Annotated in this window: 20 protein-coding genes; 7 read left to right on the top strand and 13 right to left on the bottom strand. The window is 59.8% G+C overall.

Going from position 1 to position 14,227, the window contains the following annotated elements:
* Window positions 1–7: 7 nt before the first annotated feature.
* Both DTW90_RS03160 and DTW90_RS03165 read right to left on the bottom strand, forming a co-directional pair.
* On the bottom strand, window positions 8–997 hold the full coding sequence (locus DTW90_RS03160; protein ID WP_149336359.1) for an aldo/keto reductase: 990 nt from the start codon (window positions 995–997) through the stop codon (window positions 8–10).
* Window positions 998–1,008: 11 nt separating this feature from the next.
* Window positions 1,009–1,404 (bottom strand): cupin domain-containing protein, encoded by a 396-nt coding sequence (locus DTW90_RS03165; protein ID WP_149336361.1) that lies wholly within the window; start codon window positions 1,402–1,404, stop codon window positions 1,009–1,011.
* A 120-nt stretch (window positions 1,405–1,524) separates the two neighbouring features.
* Between DTW90_RS03165 and DTW90_RS03170 the strand changes: the two genes are divergently transcribed.
* Window positions 1,525–2,418 carry a LysR family transcriptional regulator gene (locus tag DTW90_RS03170; protein ID WP_149336363.1) on the top strand — a complete coding sequence of 298 codons (894 nt, stop codon included), beginning with the start codon at window positions 1,525–1,527 and terminating at the stop codon, window positions 2,416–2,418.
* A gap of 55 nt (window positions 2,419–2,473) precedes the next feature.
* On the opposite strand, the gene DTW90_RS03175 is transcribed toward DTW90_RS03170, so the two are convergent.
* The 5 genes from DTW90_RS03175 to DTW90_RS03195 all read right to left on the bottom strand — a co-directional run bounded on the left by DTW90_RS03175 (window position 2,474) and on the right by DTW90_RS03195 (window position 6,425).
* Window positions 2,474–3,046 (bottom strand): helix-turn-helix transcriptional regulator, encoded by a 573-nt coding sequence (locus DTW90_RS03175; RefSeq protein WP_165927758.1) that lies wholly within the window; start codon window positions 3,044–3,046, stop codon window positions 2,474–2,476.
* 457 nt (window positions 3,047–3,503) lie between these two features.
* A complete protein-coding gene (locus DTW90_RS03180) occupies window positions 3,504–4,547 on the bottom strand; it encodes a Gfo/Idh/MocA family oxidoreductase (RefSeq protein ID WP_132518791.1) in 1,044 nt (347 codons plus the stop codon).
* 8 nt (window positions 4,548–4,555) lie between these two features.
* Entirely contained in the window at window positions 4,556–5,341 is a 786-nt protein-coding gene (locus DTW90_RS03185; protein ID WP_149336365.1) for a ThuA domain-containing protein, read from the bottom strand.
* 163 nt (window positions 5,342–5,504) lie between these two features.
* Window positions 5,505–5,846: an SMR family transporter gene (locus DTW90_RS03190; RefSeq protein ID WP_132518787.1), complete on the bottom strand. Its 342-nt coding sequence runs from the start codon at window positions 5,844–5,846 to the stop codon at window positions 5,505–5,507.
* 15 nt (window positions 5,847–5,861) lie between these two features.
* Window positions 5,862–6,425: a TetR/AcrR family transcriptional regulator gene (locus DTW90_RS03195; RefSeq protein WP_149336367.1), complete on the bottom strand. Its 564-nt coding sequence runs from the start codon at window positions 6,423–6,425 to the stop codon at window positions 5,862–5,864.
* A 206-nt stretch (window positions 6,426–6,631) separates the two neighbouring features.
* Between DTW90_RS03195 and DTW90_RS03200 the strand changes: the two genes are divergently transcribed.
* The 3 genes from DTW90_RS03200 (at window position 6,632) to DTW90_RS03210 (ending at window position 8,333) form a co-directional block, all read left to right on the top strand.
* Window positions 6,632–7,033: a group II truncated hemoglobin gene (locus DTW90_RS03200; protein ID WP_149336368.1), complete on the top strand. Its 402-nt coding sequence runs from the start codon at window positions 6,632–6,634 to the stop codon at window positions 7,031–7,033.
* Window positions 7,030–7,398, top strand: a complete 369-nt coding sequence (locus tag DTW90_RS03205) for a DUF423 domain-containing protein (protein WP_149336370.1) — start codon at window positions 7,030–7,032, stop codon at window positions 7,396–7,398. Before DTW90_RS03200 ends, DTW90_RS03205 begins: the two co-directional genes overlap by 4 nt.
* A gap of 122 nt (window positions 7,399–7,520) precedes the next feature.
* On the top strand, window positions 7,521–8,333 hold the full coding sequence (locus DTW90_RS03210; protein WP_132518779.1) for a class I SAM-dependent methyltransferase: 813 nt from the start codon (window positions 7,521–7,523) through the stop codon (window positions 8,331–8,333).
* Window positions 8,334–8,438: 105 nt separating this feature from the next.
* Here the strand turns inward: DTW90_RS03210 and DTW90_RS03215 are convergent, their stop codons facing one another.
* Complete coding sequence (locus tag DTW90_RS03215) at window positions 8,439–9,083, bottom strand: outer membrane protein (RefSeq protein ID WP_149336372.1); 645 nt, start codon at window positions 9,081–9,083, stop codon at window positions 8,439–8,441.
* A gap of 309 nt (window positions 9,084–9,392) precedes the next feature.
* Between DTW90_RS03215 and DTW90_RS03220 the strand changes: the two genes are divergently transcribed.
* Window positions 9,393–9,779 carry an ester cyclase gene (locus DTW90_RS03220; protein WP_149336374.1) on the top strand — a complete coding sequence of 129 codons (387 nt, stop codon included), beginning with the start codon at window positions 9,393–9,395 and terminating at the stop codon, window positions 9,777–9,779.
* Window positions 9,780–9,827: 48 nt separating this feature from the next.
* On the opposite strand, the gene DTW90_RS03225 is transcribed toward DTW90_RS03220, so the two are convergent.
* The 5 genes from DTW90_RS03225 to DTW90_RS03245 form a co-directional block, all read right to left on the bottom strand.
* Entirely contained in the window at window positions 9,828–10,142 is a 315-nt protein-coding gene (locus DTW90_RS03225) for an antibiotic biosynthesis monooxygenase (RefSeq protein ID WP_132518773.1), read from the bottom strand.
* Window positions 10,143–10,152: 10 nt separating this feature from the next.
* Window positions 10,153–10,431, bottom strand: coding sequence for a hypothetical protein (locus tag DTW90_RS03230; protein ID WP_149336376.1), 279 nt, complete (start codon window positions 10,429–10,431; stop codon window positions 10,153–10,155).
* Window positions 10,428–10,826: a DUF2325 domain-containing protein gene (locus tag DTW90_RS03235; RefSeq protein WP_149336378.1), complete on the bottom strand. Its 399-nt coding sequence runs from the start codon at window positions 10,824–10,826 to the stop codon at window positions 10,428–10,430. Before DTW90_RS03235 ends, DTW90_RS03230 begins: the two co-directional genes overlap by 4 nt.
* A gap of 126 nt (window positions 10,827–10,952) precedes the next feature.
* The gene (locus DTW90_RS03240; protein ID WP_149336380.1) at window positions 10,953–12,329 is read right to left on the bottom strand and encodes an energy transducer TonB; all 1,377 of its coding nucleotides are present in this window, start codon (window positions 12,327–12,329) and stop codon (window positions 10,953–10,955) included.
* A 59-nt stretch (window positions 12,330–12,388) separates the two neighbouring features.
* Entirely contained in the window at window positions 12,389–12,835 is a 447-nt protein-coding gene (locus DTW90_RS03245) for a hypothetical protein (protein WP_149336382.1), read from the bottom strand.
* Window positions 12,836–13,014: 179 nt separating this feature from the next.
* Between DTW90_RS03245 and DTW90_RS03250 the strand changes: the two genes are divergently transcribed.
* A complete protein-coding gene (locus DTW90_RS03250; RefSeq protein ID WP_348633727.1) occupies window positions 13,015–13,158 on the top strand; it encodes a hemin uptake protein HemP in 144 nt (47 codons plus the stop codon).
* 9 nt (window positions 13,159–13,167) lie between these two features.
* Window positions 13,168–14,223, top strand: a complete 1,056-nt coding sequence (locus tag DTW90_RS03255) for a ChuX/HutX family heme-like substrate-binding protein (protein ID WP_149336384.1) — start codon at window positions 13,168–13,170, stop codon at window positions 14,221–14,223.
* Window positions 14,224–14,227: the final 4 nt, after the last annotated feature.

A 14,227-nucleotide genomic window follows, 5' to 3' on the forward strand; every position in this document is an offset into this window, starting at 1 on the left:
CGAGCCGTCAGCGATTGATGCGCGCCTGCAGATGCGCGGGGTAGCGATCCCCCTGCACCGCAATCTTGGAAACGGCGGATTCGATCTCGCCGATATCGGCGGGCGTCAGCTCCACGTCGGCAGCCGCGATATTTTCTTCAAGCCGATGCAGTTTCGTGGTGCCCGGAATGGGAACGATCCATGGCTTCTGAGCCAGGAGCCAGGCGAGTGCGACTTGGGCGGATGTGACATTCTTCGCGACCGCGATCTGGCCGAGCAGATCCACCAGAGCCTGATTGGCCTTTCGGGCCTCCGCCGAGAAGCGCGGGACGATGTTGCGAAAATCCTTGGCATCGAATGTGGTGCTCTCGCTGATCGCCCCCGTGAGGAAGCCCTTGCCGAGCGGGCTGAAAGGCACAAAGCCTATTCCCAGCTCCTGAAGCGTCGGGAGGATCTCTGCCTCCGGCTCGCGCCACCAGAGCGAATACTCGCTCTGCAGGGCGGCTACCGGTTGGACGGCGTGGGCGCGCCGGATCGTCTGTGGCCCGGCCTCCGACAGGCCGAAGTGCTGGACCTTCCCTTCCTGGATAAGGTCCTTCACAGTGCCGGCCACGTCTTCGATGGGAACGTCCGGGTCGACCCGGTGCTGGTAGAAGAGATCGATGACATCGGTCTTGAGGCGCTTCAGCGCGGCATCCGCGACATCGCGAATATGCTCCGGCCGGCTGTTCATGCCGCTCTGTCCGCCGTCCTTACCGAATTCGAATCCGAACTTGGTTGCGATCACCACCTGATCGCGGATAGGCGCCAGAGCGTCGCCCAACAGCTCCTCGTTCTTGTGGGGACCATAGGCCTCGGCGGTATCGAAGAAGGTGACACCGCGTTCGAACGCGGTCCGGATCAACGTGATCGCCTGCTGCGTTTCTGTCGCCGGTCCGTAGCCATAGCTTAATCCCATGCAACCGAGGCCGATTGCCGAGACTTCCAGCCCGCTATTTCCGAGTTTGCGCTTTTGCATATCCATCTCCTTCAGGCGGGATATTCTTCATCTGTTACATGGTCCATCCAGTCGACGACTTTGCCGTCGAGCGCTTCTGCAATGGCGATATGGGTCACAGCCGTTCCAGGGGCCGCGCCATGCCAATGCTTTTCGCCTGGAGCAAACCAGACGATGTCGCCGGGATGAATCTCCTCAACCGGACCGCCTTGGCGCTGCGCCCTGCCGCATCCTGAAGTCACGATCAGCGTCTGGCCGAGCGGGTGCGTGTGCCAGGCGGTGCGTGCGCCAGGCTCGAAGGTGACGATTGCCCCGCCGACACGCGCCGCATCGCTTCCTTTGAACGGCGAGTCGATCCGTACCGAGCCGGTAAAATAATCGGCGGGTCCCTTGGCCGACGGTTGCGAACCGTTTCTCTTGATATCCATGGTCATACCTTTCTCTGAGGAAGCCGTCAGGGCTGCCTGACATCAGGGAATGATTTAGCAGCTGCTCTCAACCTCGATTAGATGATAGAAACCGCAAGGACCCATGAGTGAGATTCATGAATGCTGCGCGAAAACGTCAATGATCTGCTAGCGTTCGTCGCCGTGGCGCGCGAACGGAGTTTCACCAGAGCCGCAGCGCAACTGGGCGTCTCGCAGTCGGCACTGAGCCACACGATGCGGGCGCTGGAGGCGCGTCTCGGGCTCCGCCTCCTGACGCGAACCACGCGCAGTGTTTCACCGACGCAGGCCGGCGAGCGACTTTTACTCAGCCTCGCCCCCCATTTCGAACAGATCGAAGGCGAGCTTGCAGCGCTGAGCGAACTTCGCGACAAGCCTGCCGGCACCATCCGCATCACGACGGGAGAGCATCCGGCGGGAACGATCCTCTGGCCCGCATTGGAAAGGCTCCTGCCACAATATCCCGATATCAACGTCGAAATGATCATCGACTACGGCCTTACCGATATCGTTGCCGAGCGCTATGACGCGGGTGTTCGGCTGGGCGAACAGGTCGCGAAAGACATGATCGCGGTCAGGATCGGGCCGGACATGCGCATGGCCGTTGTCGGATCGCCCGCCTATATCGCGAGGCGAGGAACGCCGCTGACGCCACAGGACCTGACGGATCACACCTGCATCAACATGCGCTTGCCGACCTACGGCGGAATCTATGCCTGGGAATTCGAGCGGGACGACCGGGAGGTGAAGGTTCGCACCGAAGGCCAGCTGGTCTTCAACAATATTGCCCTCAGACTGAATGCAGCACTGGCGGGCCTGGGTCTGGCCTTCCTGCCGGAAGATGTCGTTCTTCCGCATCTTGAGGAAGGTCGCCTCGTCCGGCTCCTCGAAGACTGGTGTCCGCCCTTCCCCGGCTATCACCTCTATTATCCCAGCCGCCGGCAGTCCTCGCCGGCCTTCGCGCTGCTGGTCGATCCGCTGCGTTATCGCGGCTGAACGGATGGAATGAGCGTCATGGGGTCGCCTTGCCGCACCCGCCGACTTGCCGGAATCATCTCATCCGGATGTTCGACAGGAGCAGTGACAGTTCCGACTGCCGGTTGGTGTCGGTCTTGCGATAGATCGACTTGAGGTGCGCCCGCGCAGTTTCATAACTGACGGCACGATGGGTCGCGATCTCATGGAGGCTCATGCCTTGCCCGAGCAGAAGCGCGATCTCGGCCTCCACGCGGGTGAGGCCAAACAGCTTGACCAGCGTTGCCGGCCGCTGCTGAAACTTCTCTTCGGGATCGTCGATCAGCACGACCGCATAGGAGTGCGAGAACACACCCTGCATTTCCCCGCCGATGCGCTGGATATGGGCGACAAGCGGCCGTTTGCCGGCACGCGTGAGCGTGACGATATCCGCCTCGCCGTTTTGCGTTGACAGCTCGGAACCCAGCACTGCCTTGAGGCCGCGATTGAAAGCAACCGCCTCGTCTGCCTTTGCCGGCCGCAATTCACCCTGGACGATCTGAAGATCGACGCCAAGCAGGCCCCGCGCCTTCTCATTGATCATCGTGACCTGCCCCTGTCCATTGACAAAGATGCAGGCAACGTTGGCCATCTCGAAAGCGGCTGCCATTCCCTTCACTTCACTTGCAGATATGTCATGCATTGTCGTTGTAGAAACCATCCGCTAATGCCCTAATCCCCAACCGGCGGCTTTAGTTTCTCTGAGAACAGTACCCCTCTCCTCATCATAACTCTCCAGCGTGGGAACGCTCTCCTGCGACTGTACTCACACTCCAATCGACCGAAACAGCCAATAATACCACATCCTAATATAAGTTTATTGAAAAATATGCCTGCTCTGCATACGCAAAATGACGTAAATGAGATAAATATGTCGCACTCACAGAATATCGATTCAATCACATCAAATCCAATTTACCTTACGTTAAGTAAAGCCAATTGGATTTGATGCGACGCAAAAATAAAGACGCCGCAAGCCTACTGTAGGGCTTGCGGCGCTATATCGTTTTCAAAGTCGTCGAAGACGTTCGACTGATTCGATCGCGCGCTAGGTCTTTCGCGGTGCTTTAAACCTTGAGTTCGCGCCGCTCCCGTTCCGTGACCATGGCGAGATCGAGCACCTTTTGCAGGTTCGCGGCATGGCGGAAGTTCGGATCCTGGGGGATGCCGCTCACAACAGCTTCGGCAAAACGCTGGTAGTTGGTCGGCACCGGAGGAACTTCGATCGTCTTCCAGGTTGCGCTCTCCACATCCTCTCCGAGGCAACCGCGCAGTTCGGACTCTCCCGGGCGATGCGAGACCTCGAGCCCGCCCCGTTCTCCATAGATGCGCAACTTCAGCTCGTTGAGATGGCCTGTCGCCCAGCGGCTGGCATGAACCACGCCGAGCGCACCATTGGCGAAATCGACCGACATCGAGAAGCTGTCATTGGCATCGAGCGTATATTCCCCGATCTGCCCGCCCGGCGCCTTGTTGAAGGTCTTCAACCGGGCAAACACATGGTCAATGTCGGTTGCCGCCCCGTAGGCCGCGAAATCGAGGATGTGGATGCCGACGTCGCCGAGCACGCCGTTCGAGCCATGTCCCGTCGATAGTCGCCACAGCCAGGTCGATTCGCTGCGCCAATCGCCCCAGGCCTTCGAGACGAGCCAGCTCTGCAGATAGGACGCCTCGACATGCTTGACCGTGCCGATCTCGCCGGCGATCACCATTTCGCGGGCCCGCTGCAGCGGCGCGACGTTGCGATAGGTAAGATTGACCATGTTGATGACGCCGGCCCGCTCCGCCGCCTCCGTCATCTCCAGCGCCTTGTCGTAGTTCTCGGCAAGCGGCTTCTCGCATAGGACATGCTTTCCGGCTGCGAGCAACGGCAACGTGGTCGGATGGTGTGCCCGATCCGGTGTGACATTCGTCGCAGCGTCGAATTCACCCCAGGAGATTGCCTCGTCGAGGGATAGGAAACGCTTCCCGATATTGTATTTATCGGCGAAAGCCGCGAGCCGCGTGGCGTCCGTGTCCACGGCGCCGACAATCTCGACGCCGTCGATGGTGGTGAACTGGTCGACTTGGTTCTTCGCCATGCCGCCCGTACCAATGATGATGAGACGCATGAACTACCTCAGCGATAACCGGCTTCGCCGGCCTGGTGGAGCTTTGGACCACGCTCGACGATCGGCTCCGGAGCCTGCTCGACCGGCACGTTCGGAGCATCATGGATGGTCGTCAGCGATCCCTGCGGGTTGTGCGCCCACTTGACCGCATTGACCAAGACCTTGTGCACGTTCGCGTCGTGATAGGTCGGATAGGTTTCGTGACCGGGACGGAAATAGAAGATGTTTCCCGCACCGCGGCGCCATGTGATGCCGGATCGAAACACTTCCCCGCCCTGGAACCATGAAATGAAGACGGTCTCGAGCGGCTCGGGAACGGAGAAAGCCTCGCCGTACATTTCCTCGTTTTCCAGAACGAAATTCTCGTCGAGCCCGGCAGCGATCGGATGCCGTGGATTGATCACCCACAGCCTTTCCCGCTCGCCAGCCTCGCGCCATTTCAGCGCGCAGGGCGTTCCCATCAACCGCTTGAAGATCTTCGAGAAATGGCCGGAATGCAGGACAATCAGGCCCATGCCTTCCCAGACGCGCTCGGCGACACGCTCGACGATCTCGTCAGCCACGGCGCCATGATCCTTGTGCCCCCACCAGATGAGAACGTCGGTATCCTTCAGGCGTGCAGCACTCAAACCGTGCTCCGGCTCCTGCAGCGTCGCGGTCGTGGCGGTAATCGCGGGATCGGAATTGATCGCCTTGGCGATGGTGTTGTGCATCCCCTCGGGATAGATGCTTGCTACCACCTCATTGGTCTGCTCGTGGATATTCTCCCCCCACACGACTGTGCGAATGGCCATTGCTACGCTCCTCTGAAATTTCTTTCCAATAGAATGGGGTTGGCCGAATCCAAAGCGCTTTGGAAAATTGCTGTGCCGCCTCGCCTCGGTCCTCCCGACGAAGACATAGAGCGCCTGCAATGATTTGACAAAGGCAAAATCGCCGCGCTGGCGCGACTGTTCGTCAGTGCGAAACGGCCTTGGAGAAGAGATTGACCACAAGCACGCCGGCAATGATCAGCGCGAGCCCGATCATGGCGGGAAGATCAAGCTTCTGCTTGAAGAAAACGAGCCCGACGCCCGAAATCAGCACGATGCCGAGAGCGCTCCAGATCGCATAGGCAATACCGACAGGAATGGTCCGCAACGTCACCGACAGGAAATAGAAGGCGCCGGTATAGCAGAGGATCAGGACGACGGTCGGCCCTATGCGGGTAAACTGCTGCGACATCTGCAGCGCCGTCGTGCCGATCACTTCGAGCACGATCGCGACGAACAACATTGCATAGACGGAGGCCCCGGCCATTCCTATTTTCCTCGATTACTTCAGGGTGAGTTCGATGAGGCTGGCGATCAGCGACTGCCGCTCGCGCTCATCCATCTCGTGGCTGCCAAGGATATCGGCAAGCCAGAGGCCATCGGCTGCGAGCCTGACGATCTGTGCGTTCGCCGAGGAATCCGTACCGATATATTCCTCGCTGCGCTCGCGCACCCAGTCCCGCCAGCGCTGGCGCAGCCGCGGCTCCACCAGCATCGCCATCGTTACCTGTGCCCAGTCCTTGGATTCCTCGGACCGGTTGCGCAATGCAAGAACCGCCTGGAGATAGGCGCGCGTGAAGCGCCCATGCGGAATGGGATCATCCCGCATCACATCCTCGATCGCGCTATCCAGACGTATGACCAGGCTGTCGAACAGCGCTTCCAGCAGCGCATTCTTGTTCGGGAAATGGTGCAGGAGCCCGCCCTTGCTGACACCTGACGCAGCCGACACCGCATCAAGCGTCACCGCCGTCATTCCCTGCGCAGACGCAAGCCGCGCGGCAACCTCCAGCAATTGCTGGCGGACGAGAACGGGCTGCTTTCTTCTATGGTGCGCTTCAGACATGCCTGAGACAACATACCGTCCGGACGGTTTTGTCAAGAATAGCAGCGATAAACTCTTTGAAATCGAACGCGCTCGGCGCTTCGAAGAAAGCATGCGCTTCCCGGATGACGTCCATGCGACAGCGCCCAAACGCCGCAGAAATCCGTTCCCCTGTTGCAGCGGTCACGACAAAACGCCATGTAAGACGACGAACCGGGTGTAGGACAGTGAGCGACGAAACCATTACTTTATACGAGGCGATCGGCGGCGATCCGACCGTTCGGGCGCTGACGAAGCGTTTCTATGATCTGATGGACAGCTTGCCCGAAGCTGCACGCTGCCGGGCCGTCCATCCGCCGAGCCTCGAAGGCAGCCGCGAGAAATTCTATGAATACCTGACCGGCTATCTCGGCGGCCCGCAGCTCTATATCGAGAAACGCGGCCATCCCCGCCTGCGCAGCCGGCATTTTGTGGCAGCGATCGGACCCGCTGAACGCGACGAATGGCTGCTCTGCTTCCGTCGCGCGATGGATGAAACGATCGGGAACGAAAAGCTCCGGGCCATCATCCTCGAGCCGGTGGAGCGCCTTGCCTACCACATGCAGAACCGCGAACAGGACGCCCCATGAATTCGACTGCCAGCATTCGCAGCCTGATCCTCTTTCTTGCCGGCCTGCTCGGTTGCGCCGGTGTTGCGCTGGCCGCGGCCGCCACGCATGGCGCCGATGCGCACTATTTCGGCGCGGCATCGACCATGTGTCTTGCCCATGCCCCTGCCCTTCTAGCAGTCTATGCCGGTTACGATCGCTTCCGCACCGCGCCGGCCGCCGGCCTTGTCCTTGGGCTCGGCACGCTGCTTTTCGGCGGCGACCTGATCTATCGCCATTTTCACGACACCGGGCTTTTTCCGCTCGCCGCCCCGATCGGCGGCTTCGCCATGATGGCCGGCTGGATTCTGGCAGCGCTGGGCGCATTTCTCCCGGTCCGGCGTTAACCGCCGAAGGGAGCGGGAAAATTAGATAGTTCTTTCGCACGGAACCCTTCGAGCGTAGGCTTCCTCCGGCCCGACCGACACGCCTGCCGTCTGTCCTGATATGGCTTGAGGGAGCAACCGCCATGACCGCAGCAGAGAAAGCCTTTGCCGGACCTATCCCGGAAATCTACGACCGTCTCCTCGTCCCCCTCATTTTCGAACCTTACGCCCGCCACCTCGCCGAACGCGTGGAGAAACTGAAGCCGCAGAGCTTGCTGGAGGTCGCAGCCGGGACCGGAGCCGTCACACGCGCGCTCGCCTTGCGGCTGGATGAGAAGGTGCGGATCCTGGCATCCGACCTCAACCAGCCGATGATAGACTTTGCGAGATCGCGGCAAGGCAATAATGGCAGGATAACCTGGCAGCAGGCCGACGCCCTGTCGCTGCCGTTCGAAGCACAGAGTTTCGATATCGTGGTCTGCCAGTTCGGCGCGATGTTCTTCCCCGACAAGGCCAAGGGCTACCGCGAGGCACACCGCGTGCTAAGGCCGAACGGTCATTACATTTTCAGCGTCTGGGACAAGTTGGAAAACAACGAATTTGCCCAATTCGTGGAGGATACACTTGCCGATCATTTTCCGCAGGACCCGCCGCGCTTCATGGGCAGGACGCCGCATGGTTACTGGGCGATCGACCCCATTCGCAACGACCTGAAAGCCAGCGGCTTCCGCGAGGTGACTGTCGATACATCCGAGCAGAAATGCCGAGCTCGTTCCGCGCATGAGGTCGCCATCGCCTATTGTCAGGGAACGCCGCTGAGAGTGGAGATCGAAGCCCGCTCTCCATCAGGTCTCGATGAGGCAACCGAAGTAGTCGCCGAGGCGCTTACACGGCGCTTCGGAACCGGCTCCATCGACAGCAGGATAACCGCACATGTCATTGAGGCGGTCCGCTAGGCGAGCCGATGATCGCGGCGCTTCATCGGGACTGGCAAGAGAAAATCACAAAATGAAACAGCCGCGTCGATATCCACGCGGCTGCGGCAAAAAAGAAAGCTGATATCAGAACTTCACGCCGACGCCGACCACGACGGCGTTCTGATTAAGATCGACATTCGTGTTGCCGATGTCCTTGCTGCCGAAGTCCGTATATCGATACTCGACCCGGCCGAAGATATTGTTGGTGAAGGCATGGTCGACACCGGCGCCGAGCGTCCATCCATTGAACGTCTTTGTCTCCTTGCCGTCACCGGCATCGAGATAACCGCGGCTGATCTGCCAGCCACCGGTCGCATAGACCAGCGTCTTGTCAAAGGCATAACCGACACGCGCGCGTACCGAGCCGTCGACATCAGTGCCGCCGTCAACGCCGGGCACGATCTCTTCCTTATTCCAATTATAGTTCAGGTCGCCTTCCGCGCCGATCACGACGTTGTTGTCCATCTGCCAGTTATAGCCGAGGAAACCGCCGATCAGACCGCCGTTGAAATGCTGCGAGGCGCTGCCGCCAGGAAAATCGAAATCGCCATCAACCCAGGATCCGCCACCGCGGATACCGGCATAAGGACCAGTCCAGGTGAAGACGGGAACCTGTTCCGCAATCGGAGGAGCCGGCGGCGCAGTAACCGCGTCTGCGGCCATGGCTGGCGCGAAGGCGGCTGCGGCGGCAAATGTGGCGAATATGGATGAAAGAACAAGCGTCTTCATGATGCTTCCTCGACTGGACTGCGACGGGGCCGTCTCATCTAATCGAACATCTAATGTGTCATGTCCCATATTCAATAGCTTATTCTAATGGTCGTGTCGAATCGCCGCCCTTTTGTGCCAAAAGCGACAGATCGGCCACAGACCGATAAAATGCCATGAAAACATGGGATATTATGGCGCAAATCGCCACCCGCGTTCAGCGATCCGGCGCACCTCCATCGCGAAAATTTGTGCCTGCGATCACGGTCAAAACGGAACACAATCCATCCCTGAAAGATTGTTTTCGGCAAAGGCACCGGAGCAGCGTCCATGACCAAGATCGACCTCTCAAACGCATACCGAGACTATATCGCCTGTCTCAATGCACGGGATTGGCCTGGATTAGGAGAGTTCGTCGACGACGACGTACACCACAACGGCCATTCTATCGGGCTATCAGGTTATCGCGAGATGCTGGAGAACGATTTCCTGGAAATTCCCGATCTTTGTTTCAGCATTCGCCTGCTGGTATCGGACCACCCCTACATCGCGAGCCGACTGCAATTCGACTGTACGCCGAAGGGAAAATTCCTCGGACTTGATATAAACGGAAGGAAAGTTTCCTTCGCCGAGAATGTCTTCTACGAATTTCGCGAGAACCGGATCTGGCAGGTATGGTCGGTCGTAGACAAGGCAGCGATCGAGGCGCAGCTCTAGCGCCCCGGAAGCTGATGCCTGCGGCCAACTTATATTGCTGGAATTGCTTCAGATTCCCTCGACGACGTTGAAGCCTTCAAACACGGGCGGTCCCTTGTAGATGGCCTTGTGGTCGCCGGCATTGCGGTGCGCCATGCGGAAATTCTCAGACTTCGTCCAGTTCTGGAAATCATCCTCGCTGCGCCAGATCGTGTGCGAGGCGAAGAGCGTGAAGCCCTCCTCCTCATTGGTGCGACCGCGCAGCAGCCGGAACTCGACGAAGCCGGGCACCTGCGCAAGGCTGGAATCGCGATTTCTCCAGATGGTCTCGAATTCGCTTTCGGAGCCGACGGCCACGCGGAAACGGTTCATGGCGATATACATGAGGGACCTCTCAGACCTTTTTCCTGCGATCGGCAGTCTTGCGCGCCGGCTGCGCGAAGGCAATCACATTCCGGCCTTCGTCGGTGGCAGTGCCGAGCGGCTCGCTCGATGCTTCGCCCGGAAGCCTCGCGGCCCAGAATGGGAAGCACACGACGTTGGGCGCGATCCGGCGCTCCCGGTCGCGCTCGATAAGCAGCTGGTAAAGCTCCGGCACCAGCGCGTCTCCGGTCTTGCCGGCAAGCTTGTGCAGGCCGATCATCGTGTAGCCGTCAGGGCCTTTATCCTTCATCGGGAATGGTCTCGGTCGTTCATCGTCTGCAGCGCCCGCTCAAGGCTGGACTTGCTGCCGTTGCGCAGGGGAATGAAGGCCTTGCCGAACTTCTTGCAGCCGGTCTTTACGCGAAGGCACGCGTCGTGGCTTATACAGTCGATCGGGCAGAAGACGCAGTCGACGGAAGGCAGAACGGTATCGATCCGCGAAACCGCCTCGCGAAGGCCACCGTCATGATGGATAAGCTCGGCGCCGAAATTGCTGGCGATCTGGCGCAGATGCGCCACCTGGCAATCGCGTCCGCCGACATAAAGAAAGCTGCGCCCGTCCAGCTTGGACTTGCCGGAGACCTGCACTGCAATCTCCTCCTCGCGGGTATCGCGGTTGAAGTCCCTCTTGCCCTTACGCGCCATGCATCACCCGTTCGCTGATTGCTCTGATGCGGCTTGATTCCCCGACCGCGAACGGACCCTACAAAACTTGATTTTTACAGTAAAGTATAAAGTTGATTATTCTTATCATATTTTACCATGCCAATCTCAGGGACCTGTTACCTGTACCTCCTGAGTGAAGGTCCAGCTCGGTTTGCCCCACTCAGGCGGCAGCGACGGGAACGGTGCGGCACGGCGGACCCCATCGAGAACGGCCTGATCGAGATCCGGTATGCCCGAGCTGCGCGCCAGCGACAGGGAGGCCACATCGCCGCTCGCATTGATCGTGAGCTTCACCAGAACCCTGAGATTGCCGGTCATGCGCTTGTATTCGGTCGGCACACGCACGGACCGGCGAATGCGCGATTGCACCTTGCCGGGATAATTTGCGACCGCCGCACTACCCCAGCCATTACGGTTTGCAGCACCTTCCGAATTCTGATCGGACTGTGCCGTTTCGCTGCCCGTCGAGGCGCCTTTCTTGGTGTCTTCCTCGTCCTGCCCCCTCGATCCGGATTTGACCTTCGCCGGCTTGGGCGGCTCCTTCTTGGTGACTTTCGGCTTCTCCACCGGCGGCTTCGGCGCAGGCGGCTTTTCGACCGGCGTTACGACCTGTTCGGGCGCCTGCGGCTCCGGCTGGACTTCGGCGGCCTCGACCGGCTGCACACTCGGCTGAACCTCCGCCGGCTGCGGCGGCTGCGCTTCCGGCTGGACGGTCTCAGGCACCTGCGTCGCCATCGGCTGGACGACGGTCGACTCTGCGGGTGCCGTCGAGGTCAACACCTCAGGCTCGGGCGTCACCACGGTCTCGGGCGAAACCTGCGAGACCTCGGGTTGGGCGGGCTGAACTTCATCCGGTTGCGGCTGCTGTGCTTCCGTCGGCTGCACCGCCTGGGTGATTTCGGTCGGTTGGGCCTCCGTCGGCTGCGGCTCCACGGGCTGGACCTGCTCCGGCTTTGTCTCTGTCGGCTGCACGGTATCCGGCTGGACGGCATCGGCAACGACCTGTTCCGGCTCCTTGCTTTCCTCGCCGGCAGCCTGCTCGTCTGCATCGCTTCCAAGCATGATGACGCTGACGACCTCACCCGCCTCTTCCTGCGGCTCCTCAGGCGTGACGACGAAGGTCGTCACCAGCGCCGCAAAGACGGCAGCGTGAAACACGAAGGAGCAGAGGCAGGCAATCGCAACACGGCGCTTGCCGGGCTTCGCGATCGAGACCTTTGCTTCGCGCTTAGCCTCCATGACAGGCACGTCGGCGGCCTTATCGGGCTCTTGCTTCGGATGCGCTGGAAAGGATTCAATCAGCGTCACGCGGTTGTAGTAGACGACCGACTCCGCCGCCGGCTGGCGCGGTACGCCTTCGAGATCAGAGAGCTGGTGGCCCGGCAGCATTGCCGGCACATTGTCGTTGACACCCGGCCCATCCTCGACGCGCGGGATGATCGCGACGGGAGGCTTCGATCTGACCTTGATTGAACTCTTCATGACACTATCCGCCGTTGGTGGCATGCCGGGCAAACCGGAATCGGCGCCGGCTCGATTGCTCAGCCCTCGAAGGGAACGGAAAGCTGTGATCTAGTCTGAAGCGCCTTCTTGCATTCACCCGCAGCCGGCCCGTCACAGACAGGCGTGTCGTTGATGATGATGCGGCTGACGCTTTCGCATTTGACACCAGGCATATCGAACTGCCGCACCCGCTTCTTGCCGACTGGCAGATCGCGGAAATCGAGTACGGTGACGCGATCGACGGTGTTCCTCTCGTTGAAGAAGGCGAGCTCGAAGGAGATCTTGTTGATATCAGTCGGAAGATCGTTTTCAGCGACGAAGGTCATCATGCAGCCCTTCTGCGAGGGGGCGAGCGCATTCAGTTCGACATTGATTTTCTGCGTCTGGGCGGTCGCGGCAGGCGCATCCTCAGCGCCTGCCTGAACGACGTTGAAAGCTCCGACCACACCGGCGGCAACCACTGTCAGGATCGTCTTCATTCGCATCGATCTACTCCAAATATCCGGACTGAAAATTAAACTTGACTCTTATTGTCTTCTATTGCGTCATTAAAAAATGATGAGTATGTGAGTCAAGATAAATCTGGCCCGGAAGCACCCCCAGGGCCCCATGAATTTTCAGGCAAAAAGGCAAGATGATTGCTGAGAAGAAACCACTACAACCGATGCCGCCACCGGTCGTGCAGCAGGTAAGAACCGTCGAAAGTGCGGAGATTTTCCGTGGCCAGAGCGAAATCATGATCAGGCATGAGGGCGCCGTCTACCGGATGAAGATCACCCGCCAAGGCAAGCTCATTCTCAACAAATAGGCATGAACGATGACTGACAGGACCAGACCGACCCCCGCCGAAATCCGCGCCTACCGGCTCGAAAACCCGAAAATGCGTGAGCGCGATATCGCAGCCCGGCTCGGCATTTCCGAGGCGGCTCTCGTTGCCGCCGAAGTCGGGCTGACGGCAACCCGCATCGACGCCGATGTCGAACGTTTTCTGGCGCGCGTCGCAGGGCTGGGCGAGGTTCTCGCTCTGTCGCGAAACGAGAGTGCCGTGCACGAGAAAATCGGCGTCTACGAGAACATCAAGGCCGGTAAGCAATCGGCGATCGTCCTCGGCGAGAACATCGACCTGCGCATCTTCCCCAGCCGCTGGGTTCACGGCTTTGCCGTCACCAAGGATGATGGCGAGACGCAGCGTCTCAGCCTTCAGTTCTTCGACAAGGCGGGCACCGCGGTCCACAAGGTTCACCTACGGCCGGATTCCAACGTGGAAGCCTATCACGCCATGGTCGCAGAGCTCGGGATCGACGATCAATCCCAGGAATTCATCGAGGACCATTCCGCGGGCGGCAACGACGAGCCGGATGGCGATGTCAGCCGCGAGGAGCTGCGCGACCACTGGAGCCGCATGACGGATACGCACCAGTTCTTCGGCATGCTGAAGAAGCTGAAGATCGGGCGTCAGGCCGCGATCCGCAGCGTCGGCGACGACTATGCCTGGAAGCTCGAAGACGGCACCGTGGCCGAGATGATGCGGGCCGCCGTCGAAGATGGACTGCCGATCATGTGCTTCGTCGCCAATGACGGCATCGTCCAGATTCACTCAGGGCCGATCTTCAACGTCAAGACCATGGGTCCGTGGATCAACGTCATGGACCCGACCTTCCACCTGCATCTGCGCCAGGACCACATCGCTGAGGCCTGGGCCGTGCGCAAGCCAACCATCGACGGCCATGTCACATCTTTCGAAGCCTATGATGCCAAGGGCGAGATGATCATCCAGTTCTTCGGCAAGCGGAAGGAAGGGGTTGCGGAACGCGAGGAATGGCGCGCGATCATCGAGGCCTTGCCGAAGGCCGGAACCAGCGTCGCAGCTTGAGGGT

The organism is Neorhizobium sp. P12A (assembly GCF_008365395.1).
Classification (GTDB): domain Bacteria; phylum Pseudomonadota; class Alphaproteobacteria; order Rhizobiales; family Rhizobiaceae; genus Rhizobium.